The organism is Aeromonas aquatilis, assembly GCF_054052405.1.
This window is the reverse complement of sequence record NZ_JBSTYP010000069.1, coordinates 1-21,675: the sequence shown is the minus strand read 5'-3', so window position 1 is coordinate 21,675 and position 21,675 is coordinate 1. Positions and strand designations below refer to the sequence as shown.

Here is a 21,675-nt window from a genome sequence, read left to right as displayed (position 1 = left end):
GCCCGGATCAGGAGAGCAGCCTGCTGTCAGCCAACCTGGTGAAACTGGTGGGCACCATCACCGACAAAGATGGCGACAGCCAGAGCGCGAGTGTGGACCTGGGCAGTGCCATCAGCTTCAAAGACGATGGCCCGAGTGCCTCGGCCAAGGCGGCAGTCAGTGCGGGTGCAACCCTGGATGAGACCGGCGGTTTTGATGCGGTGGAGATCACCAGCGGCGCCATCAGCGGTCTGTTCAATGCCCCGGTGTATGGGGCTGACGGTGGCGGTAGTGTGCAGTACAGCCTGAGCGCCACGGCAGGTGCCGGGACCGGGTTATGGTTGGCAGGTCAAAGCGGCAGTGCCAGCGAAGTCAAACTGGTGGCGGTGGCCAACGGCTATGAAGGATGGACCGGCGGCAGCACCAGTGGTACCAAGGCCTTCAGCGTGTTGATAGACAGCAGCGGCAAGGTGACGGTGACCCAGTATGCGGCGCTGGAGCACGGGGTGGATGGCAGCAGTGCGAGCGACCATGACGACAGCGTGTCGCCGTTGGCAGCAGCGGCCATCAAGGTGGTACAGACTGTCACCGACCGTGATGGCGACAGCACCACGGCGGCCAGTGCGAATGGGCTCGCTATCAGCTTCAAAGACGATGGCCCGAGTGCCTCGGCAGCAACCAACTCGGGTCAGGCCACTCAGGTGCAAAATACCAACCTGATGTTGATCCTCGATATCTCCGGCAGTATGGGGGAATCATCGGGGTATCAAGGCATGACCCGGATGCAGGTGATGCAAAAATCTGCCCTGGAGTTGCTCGACAAGTACAGTGCTTATGGCACCGTTATGGTCAATATCATCACATTTGCATCCTCCGCCACTAACCCAACCAGTGTCTGGGTCAATGTGGATGTGGCCAAGTCGACCATATTGGGGCTGCAACCATCAGGTGGTACTAACTATGACGATGCTCTAAATGAGGCGATCAAGGCCTTTGGCGATACAGATAGACAGACTAATGCACAAAATGTCTCCTATTTCATGTCAGATGGTCAGCCCAATGCGAATGCATTGAGTGGCTCAGCCGCTTCTGTCCCGGATGGCAATAACTCCCTTGGTGGTGGCAATGGCATTGATGGTGACGGCTCAACACTGAGTGGAGAAACCAACGATTGGGCTGATTTCCTTAAAGCGAACAATATCAACTCGTTTGCGCTAGGGATGGGCTCAGGCTCTACCCAGTCTGGACTTGACCCCATCGCTTACAATGGCGTCAGTGGCGCCAGCCCGGCGAATACAACCGCTGTGGTTGTGACTGATTTCAGTCAATTGGCCGCTACGCTTTTGAGTACTGTTGTGGCGCCACCGCTGGCGGGTCAAATGATCAACGGCATAGTGGCCAGTGTCGGGGCTGATGGTGGCTGGCTCAGCTCCATTACTGTGGGGGGGGTAACCTATACCTACAACCAGAACACGGATACCGCATCTGGCAATACGTCGGTCGGGACCTTTAACCAATCAACAAACGAATGGACCATTGCACTGGCAGGTGGCACCCTCAAGGTAGATATGAACAACGGGGCGTATACCTATACTCCGCCGTCTTCTATACCGGCAGTGGGCATAAACCAGGTCGTGGGCTATGGCATTACCGATAAGGACGGGGACACAGCGTCCAGCACCATGACCATTAGTATCAAGCCGGCGGTTGGTCCGACTGTGGTGCGTGATGATTTCATCATCACCAACCAGGACCCAGCAACCGTCCCGGATTGGGCGCTGCTTGCCAATGATACCGGGCCGCTGGCTGCAACCCAGATTATTACGGGCGTTTCTGGGGCCGTTGGCGGAACAGTGACAGATAATGCGGGTTCGGTGACGTTTGATGATACCTCTGGTAGCGCAACCCCCAGTAGCTATGAAGGGTCATTCAACTACACCAATAGCTCGACCACAGATACTGCCAAGGTCTTCGTGGATGTTCAAAGCGGGGCAACGCTCACCGGAAGCTATCTGGACGAGATCCTGATCGGCGGGGCGGGGGCGGATACGCTCAACGGCAATGCTGGCAATGATATTCTGCTGGGCGGCGCCGGTAACGACAGCTTGAATGGTGGCGAGGGCAACGACATTCTTGTTGGCGGTGCAGGCAACGATACCTTGAACGGTGATGCTGGCAATGACACGGCCAGTTACATCGATAGTACGGCCGGTGTCACTGTTACGGTCAATGGTAATAATCAGGCGACCGGTGGTGCGGGTACAGACAGTTTGAGCAATATGGAAAATCTGGTGGGTTCCATGTTCAACGACAGTCTGACGGGGGATGGTAATGCCAACGTACTGAGCGGTTTGGCAGGAAGCGACATCTTGAGCGGTGGCGGCGGTGATGACTTGCTCCTTGGTGGTGCTGATGGCGACACCCTGACAGGTGGAGGCGGTAAAGACACCTTTAAGTGGGGGGCGGGTGATATCGGTGGTGTGGATGTCATCAAAGACTTCACCACCGGCACTGGCGGAGATGTACTGGATATAAGCGAGCTGCTCACTGGCGAACATGCCAACTCTGGTTCGCTTGATGCGTACCTCAATTTCAGTAGTGATGGGCCAGGCACAAACAAATCAACATTGACGATTGATTTGGATGGTACGAATGGAGGAACCACCCACGTCATAAAATTTGACAGTATTGACTTGACGACCCTGGGTAACAGTGACTTGCAGATTATTCAGAAGTTGCTGGATGACGGTAACTTGAAGGTTGATCCGTAACCTTGTCTTGGGGCCGGGCTTGCCTGGCCCCTGTTTTTTCCCCAAGGGGATGGATAAGATAGCGGCAGTAGAGGAGAGGGGTAATCATGCAGTCATTCAACTGGGTCGACATTGATGGCATCCGTTATAGCTGGGATGGGCAGGGGAACATTACCTGCGCAGGCCAGTTTGGCTATCAGGCCTCGATCGCGGGGGATCGGCTGGATGGGATGGAGATTGAGAATGAGGCCGGTGATGTAGCGGGCTCGCTCTATGTTGACTTCGCTACGGCCTCTATCACTTATGTGCCGGTCATGGATACCGAGTCTGCCCATAACATGATTCTGGTTGGCCATCATCAGGGGCAGCAGGAGTATCCGCTGGCCAGTTTTCACTCTCCGTTGTTGCACGATTTGCTGGGATCGTCTGATACCATCCCTTGGTCTGCGATGGAGGAGGATAGTGGTGGCCCCAATATCGAGCAGGCGGTGCAAGGACACGTTCTGTCGTGGGACTCGTTCCATTTCGATGATGAGGTGTTGGTCTGTGGCGCGGCTCCTGCGCTGGATATGGCAAACCAGAGCCAGGAGCCCGGCAGCATGGTCACCATTAGTCTCGATCTGACCAATCAGATACTGGATCAGCTCCCCCCCTTGCATGATATATGAATCCCGTAACTGCACGGGCATAATGACCTCAATCTTTCCGATTGAGGTTTTTTTCTATGTGGCGTCCCCTTCTTACTCTTTCCGCTCTGGTTGTCAGTGCTCCGCTGCTGGCGATTGAAGTGCCGCAAGCGCCCCATCTGGTGGTGAGTGGTTATGCCGAGCAGAAGACCGAACCCGATATGCTTACCCTCAATGTGGCGGTGAGTGCACTGGATAAGCAGGGCCTCAAGGCCAAGCAGCAGGTCGATACCAAGGTCGCAGCCTTTTTCAGCCAACTGGAAGGGTTGGGGATCAAGCGCAGCGATGTTGAGGCTGGCAACCTGATGGTCTCTCCGGAATATCAGTATGGCGAGAACAAGAAGCCGGTATTGTTGGGGTATCGTGCTCAGCGACAATTGGCGGTGAAGCTCTATCAGCTCGACAAGTTGAGCCCCCTGATGGATACCGCCCTCAAAGCCGGGCTGGAGTCCGTATCCCAGATTGAATACGGGTTGAAGTCGCCGCAGGTCATCAAGGAGCAGGCACGTTTGAATGCCGTTGAGGATGCCAAAACCAAGGCTGAATCTCTGGCCAAGGCGTTCGGGATGAAGCTTGGCAAGGTCTACAGTGTGGAGTACCGCAATGCTTCGCCCATTACCGCCTACAGCCGCAACCTGAAGATGGTGCAGGCCATGGCGATGGCTGCACCTGCGGCGGATATGGCGGACAACAGCTATCAACAACAGCAGATCACGGTAAGTGATAATATCGAGGCTGTTTTCTTGCTGGAGTGATGCCCGTCGTTTAAGTCCAGTCATGAACAACCCCGCTATTTGCTGCGGGGTTTTTATTGCGCATCGATGCAGATATAAAAAAGCCGACGCTCGTGTTTACTTCATCGGGCGTCGGCTTTTTGTTGCGCTGGGTTTATCAGGCGGTCACAGCATCAGCTTTGGTCGCTTCAGGAGCAGGGTTGCGGATGAGGTAATCAAACGCACCCAGTGCGGCGGTGGCGCCAGCACCCATGGAGATGATGATCTGCTTGAACGGTACCGTGGTGGCATCCCCTGCGGCGTAGACGCCGGGCAGGGAGGTCGCGCCCTTGGTATCGATCTCGATCTCGCCAAAGCGGGTCATGGCAATCTCGCTCCCTTTCAGGAACTCGGTGTTCGGTACCAGGCCGATCTGGACGAAAATCCCCACTACCGCCAGGTGCTTGATCTCACCGGTGGTGCGATCTTCGTAGTCCATACCGACCACCTTGCTGCCATCACCGATCACTTCGGTGGTGCGCGCGCTCATGATGATGTCGATATTGCCCATGGATCGAGCCTTCTTCTGCAGCACTTCATCGGCACGCAGGGTATCGGCAAATTCCACCACAGTGACGTGTTCGACGATGCCAGCCAGATCGATGGCCGCCTCGATGCCGGAGTTACCGCCACCGATCACAGCTACTCGCTTGCCCTTGAAGAAGGGGCCATCGCAGTGCGGGCAGTAGGCCACGCCCTTGGTGCGGTACTCAAGCTCGCCCGGTACGTTCAGATCACGCCAGCGGGCACCGGTCGCCAGGATCACGGCGCGGCTCTTCAAGGTGGCGCCAGAGGCGAGATCCACGTTCACATATCCATCTTTGCTGATGGCAGCGGCGCGCTGCTCGGTGATCACTTCCACGCCGTACTGTTTGACGTGCTGCTCCAGGCTGGCGGCCAGTTTGGGGCCTTCGGTATAGGGCACGGAGATAAAGTTCTCGATGCCGACGGTGTCCATCACCTGACCACCAAAGCGCTCGGCAACGATGGCGGTGCGAATGCCTTTACGAGCGGCATAGATGGCCGCTGCGGCGCCAGCCGGGCCACCGCCCACCACCAGTACATCGTAGGGATCTTTCTCATTCAGCTCGGCGGCCTTGCGCTCTGCGGCGCCGGTGTCGAGTTTGGCGACGATCTCTTCGAGCGAAATACGGCCCTGGCTGAACGGTTGGCCGTTCAGGTAGACATTCGGTACCGCCATGATTTGACGCTCGGCGACCTCTTCCTGGAACAGGGCGCCATCGATCATGGTGTGCGTGATGCCTGGGTTCAGGGTCGCCATCAGGTTGAGAGCCTGTACTACGTCCGGGCAGTTGTGGCAGGAGAGCGAGATATAGGTCTCGAAGTGGAACTCGCCCTTGAGATTGCGGATCTGCTCCTGCACGGCTGCATCTGCCTTGGAGGGGTGGCCGCCGCTTTGCAGCAGGGCGAGCACCAGCGAGGTAAATTCATGACCCATGGGGATGCCGGCAAAGTGAACGCGCGGGGCTTGGCCCTGCGGCGCGACACTCATGGAAGGCTTGCGAGCGGCAGTGCCAGAGGTCTGGGTGATCTTGGGGGACATCTCGGCGATCTCGCTGGCCAGTGCCAGCAGTTCTGCAGATTTGTCGCTGTCGTTGCCGGACACGCTGATCTCGATGGGATTGACGATGTACTGCAGATAGGTGTTCAGCTGTTGTTTGAGGTTGGTATCCAACATGGTCGAATTCCTTCTTGTAATGGCGAGTTGGCATTAAATGTGAGTCGGTCTGCTTTCAGGCCTATTTGGCAATGCCGGAAAGCAGACCGGCCCTTATGCGGGCCGGTCTTGGAAGCGGGAGGCTTAGATCTTGCCTACCAAGTCCAGGGACGGGGCCAGAGTGGCTTCGCCTTCTTTCCATTTAGCCGGGCACACTTCACCCGGGTGGGAGGCAACGTACTGGGCGGCTTTGACTTTGCGCAGCAGTTCCAGTGCGTCACGGCCGATGCCGCCAGCGTTGATCTCGACGATCTGGATGATGCCCTGCGGGTCAATCACGAAGGTACCGCGGTCAGCCAGACCGGCTTCTTCGATCATCACACCGAAGTTGCGGGTGATGGTACCAGTCGGGTCACCAATCATCGGGTACTGGATCTTCTGGATGGTGTCAGAAGTGTCGTGCCACGCTTTGTGGGTGAAGTGGGTGTCGGTAGAGACAGAGTAGATCTCGACGCCCAGTTTCTGGAATTCAGCGTAGTTGTCAGCCAGGTCGCCCAGCTCGGTCGGGCAAACGAAGGTGAAGTCAGCCGGGTAGAAGAAGACCACGGACCACTTGCCTTTCAGGTCAGCGTCAGACACCTGAACGAATTTGCCATTGTGGTAGGCGGTAGCATTGAACGGCTTGATTTCAGTGTTGATGTAGGTAGACATGTAATTGCTCCTTGGTGATGTACATATGCCGGTCTGGTGTTGAAGAGTCTTACCAGACGAGGCGCTTAACTTTCGATGGATTCATCATAGGGGCTTCCGTTAATCGATAAAAGCCGCAATTTTGAATCGCTTAAATCTACTTATTAGATAGCTCACTATGGCTGTACCTAACATGAATATCTCTGGCCTACTGAGATAACTCCTTGTCGTGGTTCAATATCTGTGCGCTACATCGCCTTTTCAAGGCATAAGAAGGGGTGTGCAGAGCCACGATGACGCGATGAGATAAACGGTGGTGCAAACAGGTGGCGCAGGAGGTTGAGGCCGCTGCTCGCAGCGATTGGGGATGTGCTGGTAAGGGGGAAGCCGAAAAGCGCAGAAAAAAAATCCCGGCGCTATCGCAACGACAGGGCCGGGTCATCAAACAAGGAATGGCTATATAAACAAATGCTTTACAGCAAAGACTAACTACGGGGTGTGCAAACTTGCAGACATATGAGAGGAAGATAATGGGTGCACAATCCCTCATCCCCCTCTCGGCAACTATTGCATGAGAGAGATAATAGTGTGATGCAGATCACAAGGCAAGCATTTGGTGTAATTTTTCAATCAAAATGAAAGGGTTTCATAATTTATGCCTATTTTGACGGCTGAAAACGCTTTGATTGTAATTTAATTACAATCTGATCAATCAAAAATCGGTGGGTGGCTCCTGCTCTTCCATCAATTCCAGCAGGTTGATGGCCACGGCAATAAAGTCCGATTCGGTGACAATGCCGATCAGCTTGCGTCCTTTGAGTACCGGCAGGCAGCCATATTTGTGCCGCTGCAGGTAGAGTGCCGCCTCCTTGATGCCAGCGTGGGGATCCACACTCGCTACCTGGCGGGTCATGATCTCGTCGAGTTGTACGCTGTCGGTAAATTCGGCTTCCCGCTCCGGGCTGATGAGCAGCAGCTTGGATTCCCGGGTGGCCAGAATATCGGTGAGGGTCACCAGCCCCAGCAGGTGGTGCTGCTCGTCGACGATGGGAATGTGGCGGATCCGCTCCTGCTGCATCAGATCCATCGCCTGTTTGACACTGTTTGACGGACCCAGAGTGAAGGGATGTTCGGTCATGATTTCGGATAGGGTCATCATGGTGGGCCTCCTTGTGTATCTGCTTTCACCCTAGCCCAGCGCCCATTGGCAAAACATGATCAGGGTCAATACAGAACATTAAAGAATCATTAACCGGAGGTGTGTCTCAATATTGCTCGCTACCCCTTGTCTCTCTTGGGTTTTTGGTCTTTTGGGTTGCCTTGGAAGATGGGGATAACTAGACTAGCCGCCGATTCCCCCCGAGGTGAAAGATGCAAGTATCCGATTTTCATTTTGATCTGCCAGACGAGCTGATTGCCCGCTATCCGATGGCAGAGCGCACCGCCAGCCGCCTGTTGCAGCTCGATGGTCAAACTGGCGCCCTGCGCCACGGTCAATTTGTCGATGTGCTGGACCAGCTCAACCCGGGCGACCTGCTGGTATTCAACAACACCCGTGTCATTCCGGCGCGCATGTTTGGCCAGAAGGCCAGCGGCGGCAAGCTGGAGGTACTGGTCGAGCGCATTCTGGACGAGCACAGCGTGCTGGCCCATGTCCGTGCCTCCAAGGCGCCCAAGCCCGGCACCCGGATGATCATGGATGGTGGTGTGGAAGCTGAAATGCGCGCCCGCCACGACGCCCTGTTCGAGATCCACTTCCTCGATCCGCGTCCGGTGCTGGAGATTTTGGAGGCCATCGGTCACATGCCGTTGCCCCCCTATATCGACCGTCCCGACGAGGATGCCGACAAGGAGCGCTACCAGACCGTTTACAATCAGAAGCCCGGCGCCGTTGCCGCGCCGACCGCCGGTCTGCACTTTGATGAGCCGCTGCTTGAGAAAATTCGGGCCAAAGGGGTTGAAACGGCCTTCGTGACCCTGCATGTAGGGGCGGGGACCTTCCAGCCGGTGCGGGTTGAGAAGATTGAAGATCACCATATGCACTCCGAGTATGCGGAAGTGCCGCAAGAGGTGGTGGATGCCATCGCGGCCACCCGTGCCCGTGGTGGTCGGGTAATCGCGGTGGGGACCACGTCGGTGCGTTCGCTGGAGAGCGCGGCCAAGGTCACCCTGGCACAGGGCAAACCGCTGGCGCCCTTCTTTAGTGACACCGATATCTTCATCTTCCCTGGCTACCAGTTCCAGATTGTCGATGCCATGGTCACCAACTTCCATCTGCCGGAGTCGACCCTGATCATGCTGGTCAGCGCCTTTGCCGGTTATGACAATGTGATGGCGGCCTATCAGGCAGCCGTGGCCGGGCAGTACCGTTTCTTCAGCTACGGGGACGCCATGTTCGTCACCCGTCGCCAGGTTGAAGCATAAGCTTCAGCTTATTTACCGGGCCGTGAGCGGCCCTCCTATTGTCAGACTGTTTATCTGACGCAGCCGAGGTAGCAATGAAATTTGAACTGAAAACCACCGACGGCCGTGCCCGTCGCGGTCAACTGGTCTTCGAACGTGGTGTGGTACAAACGCCGGCCTTTATGCCGGTCGGGACGTACGGCACCGTCAAGGGGATGACTCCTGAAGAAGTGCGTGAAACCGGCGCCCAGATCCTGCTGGGTAACACCTTCCACCTCTGGCTGCGCCCGGGTCAGGAAGTGATGCGTGCCCACGGCGATCTGCACGATTTCATGAACTGGCAGGGCCCGATCCTGACCGACTCCGGTGGTTTCCAGGTGTTCAGCCTGGGCCATATTCGCAAGATCACCGAAGCGGGCGTCCACTTCCGTCACCCCATCAATGGCGAGAAGATCTTCCTCGACCCCGAGAAGTCCATGGAGATCCAGTACGATCTGGGCTCCGACATCGTGATGATCTTCGACGAGTGCACCCCGTACCCGGCTACTTATGAAGAAGCGCGCAAGTCCATGGAGATGTCTCTGCGCTGGGGCAAGCGCTCCCGTGAAAAGTTTGATGCGCTGGGTAACAAGAACGCCCTGTTCGGCATCATTCAGGGCTCGGTTTACGAAGATCTGCGGGATGTCTCCCTCAAGGGGCTGCTGGAGATCGGTTTCGACGGTTATGCGGTCGGTGGTCTGGCCGTGGGTGAACCCAAAGAGGACATGCACCGCATCCTCGAGCACGTCTGCCCGAAAATTCCGGCTGACAAGCCGCGTTACCTGATGGGTGTCGGCAAGCCGGAAGATCTGGTGGAAGGGGTGCGCCGTGGTATCGACATGTTCGACTGCGTCATGCCGACCCGCAACGCCCGCAACGGTCACCTGTTCACCACCGATGGCGTAGTGAAGATCCGCAACGCCAAGTATCGCAGCGACACCAGTACCCTGGATGCCGATTGCGATTGCTACACCTGCAAGAACTACACCCGCAGCTATCTCTATCATCTGGACAAGTGCAACGAGATCCTCGGTGCCCGTCTGAATACGATTCATAACCTGCGTTACTACCAGCGTGTGATGCAAGGTTTGCGGGACGCGATCGAGCAGGGTAAATTAGACGACTTTGTAACAGAGTTTTACCGTCGGCAAGGGAAGCCTGTGCCTCCGTTAGCTGAAAATGACGTTAAATAACAACAATATATAATTCAGTTTTCAAATCTACATCAATAAGAGGTTGTTAAATGAGCATTATCTCCAAGGCGTATGCAGAAGGCGCAGTTCCGGGTGCACAGGGTGGTGGTATGGAAATGATCATCATGCTGGCCGTGTTTGGTCTGATCTTCTACTTCATGATCTATCGTCCCCAGGCCAAGCGCGCCAAGGATCACCGCAATCTGATGACCTCCTTGTCCAAGGGTGACGAAGTGCTCACTTCCGGTGGCCTGGTTGGCAAGATTGCCAAAGTGGCTGCAGACAGCGATTACCTGGTGATCGCCCTGAACGACCAGACTCAAGTCACCATCAAAAAGGACTTCGTCTCTGCCGTTCTGCCCAAGGGTTCTATCCAGTCCCTTTAATCTCCCAAGGAGCACAGCGTGTTGAATCGCTATCCGCTGTGGAAATACCTGATGGTGGTCTTCGTGATCGCCATCGGTTTTCTATATGCAGCCCCCAATCTTTACGGCGAAGACCCGGCCTTGCAGGTTTCTGCCAGCCGTGGTGCCGAAGTCAAGCTAGATACCCTTGACCTGGTGAAAGAGAGTCTCGATGAGGCCAAGATCCCGGTCAAACATGCTGCATTCGAGCACGGTTTTATCCTGATCCGTTTCAAGAATACCGAAGACCAGCTGAAGGCACGCGATATCGTCGCCAACAAGCTGGGTGACAACTTCATTACCGCACTCAACCTGGCACCTTCCACTCCCGCCTGGCTCGAAGCCATCGGTGCGGCGCCTCTGAAGCTGGGTCTTGATCTTCGCGGTGGTGTGCACTTCCTGATGGAAGTGGACATGGCCGAAGCACTGACCAAGCAGCAAGAGCAGATGGTGCAGGATTTTCGCACCGAGCTGCGCAACCAGAAGATCCGTTACTCCGGCGTGCGCCGGACCGGTGATCTGGTGCAGGTGATCTTCCGTGACGAAGCGGATCAGGAACGCGCTGTTTCTCATCTGCGTCGTCAGAACCCTGATTTGACCTTCACTACCGAGCAAAAAGGGGATGAGTTCATCCTGCTGGCCGGTCTGAGCGAAGCCAAGATCAAGGAAGTGAAGAAGTACGCCCTCGAGCAGAACATCACCATCATCCGTAACCGGGTCAATGAGCTGGGTGTGGCCGAGCCGCTGGTACAACAGCAAGGCGCAGAGCGCATTGTCGTTGAACTGCCCGGTATTCAGGATACCGCCCGCGCCAAGGAGATCCTGGGTGCCACCGCGACCCTGGAGTTCCACATGGTGGATGAGGCGGCTGATATTCAAGCCGCTGCCGATGGCCGTGTTCCGCCCAGCTCCAAGCTCTACAACGATCGCAACGGTCGTCCCGTCGTGCTGCAAAAGCGGGTGATCCTGACCGGTGACCACATCGTGGGTGCCCAGTCCGGTTTCGATGAGTACAGCCGTCCTCAGGTCAACATCAAGCTTGATGGCCAGGGTGGCAACAAGATGGCCAACTTTACCAAGGACAACGTCGGTAAAGGGATGGCGACCGTGTTCATCGAGTACAAGCCGGTCGGTCAGCCGGGTCCGGATGGCAAGCGCAAGTTCCGCAAACAGGAGGAGGTGATCAACGTCGCCACCATCCAGTCGCGCCTTGGCAGCCAGTTCCGTATTACCGGTATCGACAACGCCAACGAAGCCCACAACCTGGCGCTGTTGCTGCGTGCCGGTGCCCTGATCGCCCCGATCCAGATCGTGGAAGAGCGCACCATCGGTCCGAGCTTGGGTCAACAGAACATCGACAGCGGTATGGAAGCCATCGGCTGGGCCATGCTGGTGATCGTGCTGTTCATGGGGATCTACTACCGTGCCTTCGGTTGGGTCGCCAACCTGGCGCTCTGTATGAACCTGGTGTTGATTGTCGGCATCATGTCGATGATCCCGGGGGCCACCATGACCCTGCCGGGTATCGCCGGTATCGTCCTGACGCTGGGTATGGCGGTGGATGCCAACGTACTGATCTACGAGCGTATTCGTGAAGAGATCCGCAACGGTCGTGGTGTTCAGCAAGCCATCCATCTGGGCTTTGATCGGGCATTCTCCACCATCGCCGACTCCAACGTGACCTCGCTGATCACCTGCGTGATCCTGTTCGGTATCGGCACCGGCGCCATCAAGGGCTTTGCCCTGACGCTGGGCATTGGTCTGACCGCCTCCATGTTTACTGCCATCACAGTTTCCCGTGCCATTATCAACCTGGCTTGGGGTGGACGGCGTATCGACAAGCTGCCCATCTGAGGATAGAGAGATGTTTCAGATTCTACATTTTGAAAAACCGATCCCGTTTATGCGCTATGCCAAGCCGGGTGTGGTTTTCTCTTCCGTGCTGATGGTGGTAGCCCTGTTCTTCCTGTTTGATCGGGGGCTGAACTGGGGTCTGGACTTTACCGGTGGTACCACTATCGAGGTGGGGTTCCAGCAGTCGGTGAGCCTGGACAAGATCCATGACGCTCTGGAAGAGCAGAAGATTGAAGGGGCAACCCTGCAACACTTTGGCTCCAGCCGTGACGTGCTGTTCCGCCTGACCCCGAAAGAGGGGGTCAAGGTAGAACAACAGGGTAACGAAGTGCTGGCGGCGGCCAAGCTGCTCGACGAGGGCGCTGTGCTCAAACGCGTCGAGTTCGTCGGCCCTTCCGTGGGGGATGAACTGGCCACAGACGGTGCGCTGGCCATGCTGGCCTCCATCCTCTGTATCCTGGCCTATGTGGCAGTGCGCTTCGAGTGGCGTCTGGCGCTGGGGGGCATTCTCTCTCTGGTGCACGACGTGGTGATCACCCTGGGCGTGTTCGCCTACTTCCAGTACGAGTTCGACCTGACCGTGCTGGCGGCGTTGATGACTCTGGTGGGTTACTCCCTGAACGACACCATTGTGGTGTTCGACCGCCTGCGGGAGAACTTCCGCAAGGTGCGTAAAGGGGATACCGACTACATTCTCGATCTCTCCATGACCGAGACCCTGAGCCGTACCATCATTACCTCCGGCCTCACCTTCATCGTTGTATTGGCGCTGCTGCTCAAGGGCGGTGCGCTGATCCACGGCTTTGCCGTGGCCATGGTGATCGGTGTGGCGTTTGGTACCTACTCCTCCATCTATGTGGCGAGTTCGTTTGCCATGTTCCTCGGCGTCAAGCGCGAGCACATGCTGCCCACCCAGGTAGAGAAAGAGGGTGCGGACCAACAGGAAATCCTGCCGTAACAGTGAAGAGCGCCTGATGGCGCTCTTTTCTTATCTCTGCGTGTCGTTTGCTGACGCACATGATTCAAGCAACAGGAGTCTGTCATGCATCACAATCCCCGTTTTTTGGCGCTGGTTGACGGGATCCGCTCCCGCATCACCGAAACCGATGTTCACCAGATCAAGCGCTGGCAGGATCAAGGGCGCACGTTTCACCTGCTCGACGTGCGGGAAGAGAGCGAGTGGGCCAAGGGCCATCTGCCCGGTGCCCGATACCTGGGTCGTGGCGTGATTGAGCGGGATATCGAGACCCTGTTCCCGGATCCCGAGATCGAACTCTACCTCTATTGTGGCGGTGGTTTTCGCTCCATTCTTGCGGCGGACAACCTGCAGCAGATGGGTTATCGCAAGGTGATCAGCGTCGACGGCGGTTTTCGTGGTTGGCTGGAGGCCGGATACCCTGTCGAATCCTGATTTATTTGAGGTAGAGGGGCACAGCTACATGACAAAGTGGCAGTTGACCTTTACCATATGCGGGGTCAAGCGTAAGCGTCGGAGTGTTCATTGAACGTCAGGAAAGGGATTGGATACCTCCTTGGTATCCTGTTGTTGCTTCCCATGTGGGGTTGCAGCAGTAGCAGTCAGGTTAACACCCCTAAGGTTCCCAAGCCGCAGCCTGCTTCACTGGTTTTGGCGACCCCCCTGCAGGTCTCCTACCAAAGCGAGCTGGCGTTGGCGCGACTCGGGCAAATGCTCAGTGAAATGGAACTGACCACCGAGCAACGGGCAGAGTTGTTTTATGAGCGTGCCGTGGTGTTTGATCGGGTTGGCCTGCGTTCCCTCGCACGACTCGATTTCAATCGAGCCCTGCGGGAGAAGCCGGATTTCGCCGAAGCCTACAACTTCATCGGCGTCTATTTGGTGCAGCAGCAGAATTACGACGAAGCCTATGACGCGTTCGATTCTGCTCTCGAACTGGCGCCGGACTATGACTATGCCTATCTCAACCGTGGCATCGCCCTCTATTACGGCAACCGTCCCGAGCTGGCCGCGGCCGATATGAAGCGTTTTTACGAGGCGCAGCCGGAAGACCCTTATCGGGTGATCTGGCTCTACCTGGCTGAGCAGAAACTCGATCCGTCGGCTGCCATGAGCCGGATGCGCGAGCGGCTCAACAAGTACGATGACGATGCCTGGAACTGGGATCTGGTGCGCCTCTATACCGGCGAGATCAACGCTTCCCAGCTGATGGGCAACGTGGTGAAAGGGGTGAAGGATAACCGGGAGCTTGCCGAGCGCCTGTGTGAAACCTACTTCTATCTGGGCAAGTTCGAGCTGGGCAAAGGCAACCGCAAGGAAGCCATCAGCTACTTCAAGCTGGCCTTATCCAACAACGTCTATGACTTCATCGAGCACCGCTATGCGCTGCTGGAACTGGAGCTGATGGCGCGCAAACCCTTGCCACCTGGCGCCCAGAGCGCCCGAGACAAGAGCGATCAGCCCTCCTGATACTGCCAAATAGTTGTAAAAAAGGCCTCGCGATGAGGCCTTTTTGTTGGGCGAATGGCGGGCTTATTCCACCAGACTCATGCCGGGGATCTGGCGCCAGTAACCGTTGCAGTCGTTCCCCTGTTGCAGGGGCAGGGGAGCCTGGCCCTGCTGATTGGCTTTGAAGCGGGCCAGCGTCTCCAGCGTCTCCATCCCTTGCGGTGAGAGCCTGACTACATCCACCAGACCCGCCATGCCAGCAAGTTCGTTACCCAGGTTGTAGCAGTAGCCGGACTGGGTCTGGATCCCGTTGAGATTGAACACCCGCTGTCCCTCGCGGCTGTTGGCCAGTCGCCCGGTGGGGTAGTTGATGCAGGCGAGCTCGCAATTGTCCTTGGGTTTGTCGAGGGAGCGCGCGGTGAAGCAGCGCGCCGAGTAGGCGAGCGGCAGATGGCCGTAGGCAAACACCTCCACCTCAAATTGGTCGCGCAGGGAGCCCAGATCCTGATTGAGCTGGATCAGCCAGTCACGGGAGAGCTCCACCGGCATGACCCAGCGTTTCATCCCCTGTTTGAGCAGCATGCGCAGCACATCGGCGTTATAGGCGTTGATGGCGGGACCACAGACGAAGGGGATCCCTGCCTCCCAGGCGAGTTGCACCGTACCAAGATCGTTGGCTTCGACCATCAGGTCGCCATTGTCGACCAGTCGTTTCACCTCCTTGAGTTCGGAAGGGGCGGAGATGAGGGCGAGAGTTGAGAGCACCACCTGTTTGCCGGAGCTGGCGACTTGACGGGCCAGCGCAATCCAGTCATCGACTTTGAGTTCGCGCCGCTTGCTGCAGACGGTTTCCCCCAGATAGATGATGTCGGCCTGGCTGTCGGCCGCGGCATGGTAAAAGGCTTCCGTATCGGCTTTGGGCCAGTAGAAGAGCAGAGGCCCGAGAGAAAATTGCATGCATGGACTCCTTATTGCCACTGACGATGATAGGCGCCGAGGGTAGTCTGGCTACCTTCGGAGACGCGGGCGAGCTGGGCATCCCACTCAGGCTTGACCTGATAGGCCTCGGGATCGGCCTGGTAGGCATCGATGGCCGCACGCCAGACCCGGGTCACTTGCTCCACATAAGCGGGGCTGCGCTGGCGCCCTTCAATTTTGACCGACTGGATCCCGGTCTGGAACAGCTCGGGCAAGAGACCCAGGGTATTGAGACTGGTCGGCTCTTCCAGCGCGTGGTAGGTCTGGCCATCCACATCGAAACGTCCCTTGCACAGGGTCGGATAACCCGCATTTTCACCTGGGCCGTAGCGGTCGATCAGCACCTCGTTGAGCCGTGACTCGAGGCCGCTTGGGGTCTCTTCCCAGCGGACGAACTTGGCCGGTGAGCAGGCGCCGACCGTGTTGGGGCTCTCGCCCGTCATGTAGGAGGAGAGATAGCAGCGCCCCTCGGCCATGATGCAGAGGCTGCCAAAGGCGAATACCTCGAGGCCAACATCGGTCTCGCGGGCCAGCTGCTTGACCTGATGCATGGAGAGCACCCGGGGCAGCACCACCCGTGTGACATTGAATTGCTGCTGATAGAAGCGAATGGCGGCGGCATTGGTGGCGCTGGCCTGCACCGAGACATGGAGTTCCATCTCGGGGTAGTGGCGGCTGGCATATTCCAGCACGGCGAGGTCGGCGATGATTAATGCATCGGCGCCAAGGGCTACCCCGCGATCAACCGCCTGTTTCCATCGCGCATCGGCCCCGGGATGGGCAAAGGTATTGATGGCAATATGTAGTTTGCGACCATGTTGATGCACATAATCCACCGCCTTCTCCAGTTTGCTGTCGGTAAAGTTGAGACCGGCAAAGTGGCGGGCATTGGTATCATCCTTGAAACCGATATAAACAGCATCGGCCCCGTTATCCACGGCGGTTTTCAGTGCCGGCAAACTGCCTGCCGGACAGAGTAATTCCATTGGTACGCTCCGAGAGTGCATATGAAGGGCAAACGAGCCCTGATTGTATGCAGCCATGCACTCCCGCTTTTTGACCTGAGGCAGCTTTGTGTAGCTTTACCCTTCTTGAGGTAACCCTGCACAAGTTTGATTTCCAACAGGATCTTGCCCCTCGCCCTGTGTTTGAATGCGCAAAAAAGGGAGTCTATCGTGTTTCAACAACTGCAACGCCGCCTGGTCGAACAGGCTCCGCGCTTCTTGCGCCATCCCCTCAAGCTGGTTCCCTTCAATCTGCAAAAGCAACTGATGGAGAGTTTGCTGGCCAGGGTCTTCAAAGAGGCCATCGCAGATGGCGATTTCGAGTTTCTGGCAGACAAGTGGCTGAAAGTCGAAGTCTCTGATCTGGAGCTCTGCTGGTTTATCAGTGAACAGAATGGCCAGCTGGTGGTGGCGCGCGAGTGTGACAAGGCCGATGTCTGCTTTAGTGGTACCGCCAACGACCTTATTCTGATTGCCGGTCGCAAAGAGGATCCAGATTCGCTCTTCTTCCAGCGCAAGCTGAAGATAGAAGGGAATACCGAGTTGGGCCTTGAGGTGAAAAACCTGATGGACAGTCTGGATCTCGATGGCTTGCCGAGCCTGATGAAGTATCCCCTGATGGATCTGGCCACGTTTATCGAACGCGCCCGCACCGAGTCAGCGCAGGCTGCGGTGCAGACGGCGCCGAGCGGGATCCCGTCTTAAGTGGACAATCACCCCGTGGGCATGGCGGCGATAATGGTGCCGTGCCCAGAGGCAACGACAGGCCCACAGACAGGGCACCAAGGCGATAAGTGCTGCAGGGGCGGGCAGTTGTGACATGGCTAGCCCCGCTGCCAGCCAGATGAAGGGCTGCGCTTCATACAGCCACTCCGGCTGTAGCCAGCGTTTGCTCGGAAAGATAATCAGATCGGTACGCCGGTAGCTGGAGCGCATCATCCAGGTCACCGCCCCGGCGATAAACAGCAGGGCGCCTGCAAACCAGAGCAGGGGCTGTTCACCCAGCATAATGATGGCAATGGCCGCCAGCAGGTAGAGGCTGGGCAATCTCTCGTAGATAAAGGGAGGAAGCATGGCGTTGTGTCTCCTGTGCCGTTAACCGGATATCCATCAAGTTTAGTTTCCCTCTCTCACTTCCCTCATGCTGGTTTGTTATACAAACCGGTGGTTTTGTTCTGAAATGGCTCGCCTTTTACGGTGCCAACATTGTGTTCTCTTATGTTACAATTGCGCGCTATTTTTGACTGAAGATTGACTGGGCATGTTGGATCAGATTCGTATCGTTTTGGTAAACACATCTCATACCGGCAACATGGGGTCTGCGGCGCGTGCCATGAAGACCATGGGGTTGACCCAACTGGTATTGGTTGATCCGCAAGCCTTGCCGGATGACAATGCCTTCGCCCTGGCGGCAGGTGCCAGCGATGTGCTTGCCAATGCCCGTATCATCCCGACACTGGACGAAGCGATCGCCGATTGTGGTCTGGTGATCGGCACCAGCGCCCGCTCCCGCACCCTGAGCTGGCCCATGCTCGATCCCCGTGAAGCCGGTGACAAATCGGTGGTTGAGGGGATGCAGCACCCGGTCGCGCTGGTGTTTGGCCGTGAACGCACCGGTCTCACCAACGACGAATTGCAAAAGTGCCACTACCACGTGGCCATTCCGGCCAATCCTGATTACAGCTCCCTCAATCTGGCCATGGCGGTACAGACCCTCTGTTACGAAGTGCGGATGCGCTGGCTGCAGGGGCAGGCCGCCGAGCCTGAAGATGAGATGGCCTATCCGAGTGCCGCCCAGCTGGAAGGGTTTTATCAGCACCTGGAACAAACCCTGATGAAGACCGGTTTTATTGCCGATGACCATCCGGGTCATGTGATGAGCAAGCTGCGTCGCCTGTTCAATCGGGCTCGGCCGGAAGCGGCTGAGCTCAACATTCTGCGCGGTATTCTGACCTCGGTGCAGAAAGCGCGCGTACCGGATTAATCCGACTGATTTACTCAACCATATACTTGACTGATTTGGTCGGGTATGTGAGCATGTGCCCCATTAAATTGCTTCGCAAGACGGTAAGGCACATGAGACTGACTTCAAAAGGACGTTACGCTGTAACCGCCATGCTCGACGTGGCGCTGCATGCAGAGCAGGGGCCCGTCCCCCTTGCCGATATTTCCGAGCGCCAGGGCATCTCGTTGTCCTATCTCGAGCAGCTGTTTGCCCGCCTGCGCAAACATGGTCTGGTGAGCAGCGTGCGTGGCCCGGGTGGTGGTTATCGCCTCGGGTTGGCCCCAGGGGAGATTTCGGTTGGTCAGGTGATCACCGCGGTCGATGAGTCGGTCGATGCCACCAAGTGTCTCGGCAAGGGCGGTTGCCACGGTGGTACCCAGTGCCTGACTCACTCCCTGTGGCGCGATCTGAGCGAGCGGATCTCCAGCTTCCTCGGGGATATCACCCTGGCTGAGCTGGTTCGCCAGGCCGATGTGCGCCGGATTGCCGGCAAGCAAGATGAACAAATGAAGACCGTGTTGTCCCTGGTTGATCGGGCAGAACACGGCGATGTGAGCTTGAAAGTCCAACTATAAACGTGCTTTCCACAGCGGGACTCTGTATGACCCCGACTGTGACGGAGAAAAACATGAAACTGCCTATTTACCTTGATTATTCGGCAACCTGTCCGGTGGACCCGCGTGTCGCAGAAAAAATGATGCAGTGTCTCACCATGGATGGCCTGTTCGGCAATCCGGCTTCCCGTTCTCACCGCTTTGGCTGGCAGGCCGAAGAGGCGGTGGATCTGGCCCGTAATCAAGTGGCAGATCTGATCGGTGCCGATCCCCGCGAGATTGTCTTCACTTCCGGTGCGACCGAATCCAATAACCTGGCCATCAAGGGTGTTGCCCACTTCTATGCCAGCAAGGGCAAGCACATCATCACCTCCAAGACCGAACACAAGGCGGTACTCGATACCTGTCGCCAGCTGGAGCGTGAAGGGTTCGAGGTGACCTATCTTGAGCCGATGCCCAACGGCCTGTTCACTATCGAGATGATCGAAAACGCCATGCGTGATGACACCATCCTGGTCAGCATCATGCATGTGAACAACGAAATCGGCGTGGTTCAGAACATTGCTGCCATCGGCGAGTTGTGCCGTTCCCGCAAGATCCTGCTGCACGTGGATGCCGTTCAGAGTGTGGGCAAGATCCCGGTAGACGTGGAAGCACTGAAAGTGGATCTGCTCTCCGTCTCTGCGCACAAGGTGTATGGTCCGAAAGGGATCGGTGCACTGTTTGTTCGCCGCAAACCCCGCGTTCGTCTGGAAGCCCAGATGCACGGTGGCGGCCACGAGCGCGGCATGCGTTCCGGTACTCTGCCGACCCACCAGATCGTCGGGATGGGCGAAGCTTTCCGCATCGCCAAAGAAGAGATGGTGAGTGAAGGCGAGCGCATCTTGGCTCTGCGCCAGCGTCTGTGGAATGGCATCAAGGATATTGAAGCCGTCTACATCAATGGCGATCTGGAGCAACGTGTTCCGGGTAACCTCAACGTCAGCTTTGCCTATGTGGAAGGGGAATCCCTCATCATGGCGCTGAAAGATTTGGCAGTCTCTTCCGGTTCGGCCTGTACCTCCGCCAGCCTGGAACCTTCCTATGTGCTGCGTGCACTGGGTCTGAACGACGAGCTGGCACACAGCTCCATCCGTTTCAGCATGGGTCGCTTCACCACCGAGGAAGAGATTGACTACGCGGTCAAGCTTATTCGTGACTCCATCGGTCGTCTGCGCGAGATGTCCCCCCTGTGGGAGATGTACAAAGACGGCGTCGATCTGAACACGGTCGAATGGGCTCATCACTGATCCACCGGGTCAGTGAGCAACAGAATTAGCAGGAGTGAGATATGGCTTACAGTGAAAAAGTAATCGACCACTACGAGAATCCTCGCAACGTCGGTGGTTTTGACAAGAATGATCCCAACATTGCGACCGGCATGGTCGGTGCGCCCGCCTGTGGCGACGTGATGAAGCTGCAACTGAAGATCAGCGACGAAGGCATCATCGAAGATGCCAAGTTCAAGACCTACGGCTGTGGTTCTGCCATCGCCTCCAGTTCCCTGGTGACCGAATGGGTCAAGGGCAAGACCCTGGATGAAGCGGCTGGCATCAAGAACACCGATATCGCCGAAGAGCTGGCCCTGCCGCCGGTGAAGATCCACTGCTCCATTCTGGCCGAGGACGCCATCAAGGCCGCCATCGCCGATTACAAGCAGAAGAAAGGTCTCTAAGCGCCGGAGAGCAGTATGGCTATTACCATGACAGATGCCGCCGCGGCACGGGTTTCCTCTTTTCTGACCAACCGGGGCAAGGGCATTGGCCTGCGCCTCGGCGTTAAGACCACCGGTTGCTCCGGCCTGGCCTACGTGCTTGAGTTCGTTGATGAACTGACCGATGAGGATCAGGTGTTCGAGCAGCAGGGCGTCAAGATTATTGTCGATGCCAAGAGCCTGATCCATCTGGATGGCACTGAGCTGGATTTCGTCAAGGAGGGCCTCAACGAGGGCTTCCAGTTCAACAATCCCAACGCCAAGGGCGAGTGTGGTTGCGGCGAAAGCTTTAGTGTCTGAGATGTTTGACGTGAATGATCTTTCGTCTGCTGTTGAACGGATCAGATATGCGTAGTTCAACAATACCTTCTCATGCGCCAAGGGCGAGTGTGGTTGCGGCGAAAGCTTCAGTGTCTGAGATGTTTGACGTCAATGATCCTTCGTCTGTGGTGGGGACGGGGGCCCCAGAACCCCTTGCCACCAAATCGATTGTCAGGGGCGCGGGCG

General features: G+C 56.8%; 22 protein-coding genes. 16 read left to right on the top strand and 6 right to left on the bottom strand.

The features are described 5' to 3' along the window. Positions 1-47: 47 nt before the first annotated feature. The 3 genes from ACW5W8_RS20690 (at position 48) to ACW5W8_RS20680 (ending at position 4,170) form a co-directional block, all read left to right on the top strand. Complete coding sequence (locus ACW5W8_RS20690) at positions 48-2,750, top strand: DUF5801 repeats-in-toxin domain-containing protein (RefSeq protein ID WP_498630067.1); 2,703 nt, start codon at positions 48-50, stop codon at positions 2,748-2,750. An 86-nt stretch (positions 2,751-2,836) separates the two neighbouring features. Further along, complete coding sequence (locus tag ACW5W8_RS20685) at positions 2,837-3,397, top strand: hypothetical protein (RefSeq protein ID WP_498630065.1); 561 nt, start codon at positions 2,837-2,839, stop codon at positions 3,395-3,397. A gap of 56 nt (positions 3,398-3,453) precedes the next feature. Next, positions 3,454-4,170, top strand: a complete 717-nt coding sequence (locus ACW5W8_RS20680) for an SIMPL domain-containing protein (RefSeq protein WP_162515173.1) — start codon at positions 3,454-3,456, stop codon at positions 4,168-4,170. Positions 4,171-4,306: 136 nt separating this feature from the next. Here ACW5W8_RS20680 and ahpF read toward each other — a convergent pair whose 3' ends face one another. The 3 genes from ahpF to ACW5W8_RS20665 form a co-directional block, all read right to left on the bottom strand. After that, a complete protein-coding gene (gene ahpF / locus ACW5W8_RS20675; RefSeq protein WP_498630062.1) occupies positions 4,307-5,887 on the bottom strand; it encodes an alkyl hydroperoxide reductase subunit F in 1,581 nt (526 codons plus the stop codon). 123 nt (positions 5,888-6,010) lie between these two features. Beyond that, positions 6,011-6,577 (bottom strand): alkyl hydroperoxide reductase subunit C, encoded by a 567-nt coding sequence (gene ahpC / locus ACW5W8_RS20670; protein WP_005337335.1) that lies wholly within the window; start codon positions 6,575-6,577, stop codon positions 6,011-6,013. Positions 6,578-7,268: 691 nt separating this feature from the next. Then, positions 7,269-7,715 (bottom strand): CBS domain-containing protein, encoded by a 447-nt coding sequence (locus ACW5W8_RS20665; protein ID WP_368195495.1) that lies wholly within the window; start codon positions 7,713-7,715, stop codon positions 7,269-7,271. 212 nt (positions 7,716-7,927) lie between these two features. Between ACW5W8_RS20665 and queA the strand changes: the two genes are divergently transcribed. The 7 genes from queA (at position 7,928) to nlpI (ending at position 14,895) form a co-directional block, all read left to right on the top strand. After that, positions 7,928-8,980 carry a tRNA preQ1(34) S-adenosylmethionine ribosyltransferase-isomerase QueA gene (gene queA / locus ACW5W8_RS20660; protein ID WP_005344678.1) on the top strand — a complete coding sequence of 351 codons (1,053 nt, stop codon included), beginning with the start codon at positions 7,928-7,930 and terminating at the stop codon, positions 8,978-8,980. Positions 8,981-9,054: 74 nt separating this feature from the next. Then, on the top strand, positions 9,055-10,191 hold the full coding sequence (gene tgt, locus ACW5W8_RS20655) for a tRNA guanosine(34) transglycosylase Tgt (RefSeq protein ID WP_498630059.1): 1,137 nt from the start codon (positions 9,055-9,057) through the stop codon (positions 10,189-10,191). Between the two features lie 50 nt (positions 10,192-10,241). After that, positions 10,242-10,577 (top strand): preprotein translocase subunit YajC, encoded by a 336-nt coding sequence (yajC, locus tag ACW5W8_RS20650; RefSeq protein ID WP_042063375.1) that lies wholly within the window; start codon positions 10,242-10,244, stop codon positions 10,575-10,577. A gap of 18 nt (positions 10,578-10,595) precedes the next feature. Continuing rightward, positions 10,596-12,449, top strand: coding sequence for a protein translocase subunit SecD (secD, locus tag ACW5W8_RS20645; RefSeq protein WP_498630057.1), 1,854 nt, complete (start codon positions 10,596-10,598; stop codon positions 12,447-12,449). A gap of 10 nt (positions 12,450-12,459) precedes the next feature. Beyond that, positions 12,460-13,407: a protein translocase subunit SecF gene (secF, locus tag ACW5W8_RS20640; protein WP_498630055.1), complete on the top strand. Its 948-nt coding sequence runs from the start codon at positions 12,460-12,462 to the stop codon at positions 13,405-13,407. A gap of 84 nt (positions 13,408-13,491) precedes the next feature. Further along, a complete protein-coding gene (locus ACW5W8_RS20635) occupies positions 13,492-13,860 on the top strand; it encodes a rhodanese-like domain-containing protein (RefSeq protein ID WP_498630054.1) in 369 nt (122 codons plus the stop codon). Positions 13,861-13,950: 90 nt separating this feature from the next. Then, complete coding sequence (nlpI, locus tag ACW5W8_RS20630; RefSeq protein ID WP_498630052.1) at positions 13,951-14,895, top strand: lipoprotein NlpI; 945 nt, start codon at positions 13,951-13,953, stop codon at positions 14,893-14,895. Between the two features lie 63 nt (positions 14,896-14,958). Here nlpI and ACW5W8_RS20625 read toward each other — a convergent pair whose 3' ends face one another. Together ACW5W8_RS20625 and ubiU are read right to left on the bottom strand one after the other, a co-directional pair. Next, positions 14,959-15,831, bottom strand: a complete 873-nt coding sequence (locus ACW5W8_RS20625; protein WP_498630050.1) for a U32 family peptidase — start codon at positions 15,829-15,831, stop codon at positions 14,959-14,961. Positions 15,832-15,842: 11 nt separating this feature from the next. Next, positions 15,843-16,838, bottom strand: a complete 996-nt coding sequence (ubiU, locus tag ACW5W8_RS20620) for a ubiquinone anaerobic biosynthesis protein UbiU (RefSeq protein ID WP_498630048.1) — start codon at positions 16,836-16,838, stop codon at positions 15,843-15,845. A 189-nt stretch (positions 16,839-17,027) separates the two neighbouring features. On the opposite strand from ubiU, the gene ubiT reads away from it, so the two are divergent. Continuing rightward, positions 17,028-17,561 carry a ubiquinone anaerobic biosynthesis accessory factor UbiT gene (ubiT, locus tag ACW5W8_RS20615; RefSeq protein ID WP_498630046.1) on the top strand — a complete coding sequence of 178 codons (534 nt, stop codon included), beginning with the start codon at positions 17,028-17,030 and terminating at the stop codon, positions 17,559-17,561. Here ubiT and ACW5W8_RS20610 read toward each other — a convergent pair. Continuing rightward, a complete protein-coding gene (locus tag ACW5W8_RS20610) occupies positions 17,514-17,930 on the bottom strand; it encodes a hypothetical protein (RefSeq protein WP_498630044.1) in 417 nt (138 codons plus the stop codon). The genes ubiT and ACW5W8_RS20610 overlap by 48 nt on opposite strands. 187 nt (positions 17,931-18,117) lie before the next feature. Here ACW5W8_RS20610 and trmJ point away from each other — a divergent pair, with 187 nt between their 5' ends. From trmJ to iscA, 5 genes are all read left to right on the top strand, one after another. Next, positions 18,118-18,840, top strand: coding sequence for a tRNA (cytosine(32)/uridine(32)-2'-O)-methyltransferase TrmJ (gene trmJ / locus ACW5W8_RS20605; protein ID WP_498630042.1), 723 nt, complete (start codon positions 18,118-18,120; stop codon positions 18,838-18,840). Between the two features lie 92 nt (positions 18,841-18,932). After that, on the top strand, positions 18,933-19,436 hold the full coding sequence (gene iscR, locus ACW5W8_RS20600; RefSeq protein WP_026035025.1) for a Fe-S cluster assembly transcriptional regulator IscR: 504 nt from the start codon (positions 18,933-18,935) through the stop codon (positions 19,434-19,436). 53 nt (positions 19,437-19,489) lie between these two features. Beyond that, the gene (locus tag ACW5W8_RS20595; RefSeq protein WP_013723838.1) at positions 19,490-20,704 is read left to right on the top strand and encodes an IscS subfamily cysteine desulfurase; all 1,215 of its coding nucleotides are present in this window, start codon (positions 19,490-19,492) and stop codon (positions 20,702-20,704) included. 41 nt (positions 20,705-20,745) lie between these two features. Next, positions 20,746-21,129 carry a Fe-S cluster assembly scaffold IscU gene (iscU, locus tag ACW5W8_RS20590; protein WP_033136080.1) on the top strand — a complete coding sequence of 128 codons (384 nt, stop codon included), beginning with the start codon at positions 20,746-20,748 and terminating at the stop codon, positions 21,127-21,129. A gap of 15 nt (positions 21,130-21,144) precedes the next feature. Further along, positions 21,145-21,468, top strand: a complete 324-nt coding sequence (iscA, locus tag ACW5W8_RS20585; protein ID WP_498630039.1) for an iron-sulfur cluster assembly protein IscA — start codon at positions 21,145-21,147, stop codon at positions 21,466-21,468. Positions 21,469-21,675 lie beyond the last annotated feature (207 nt).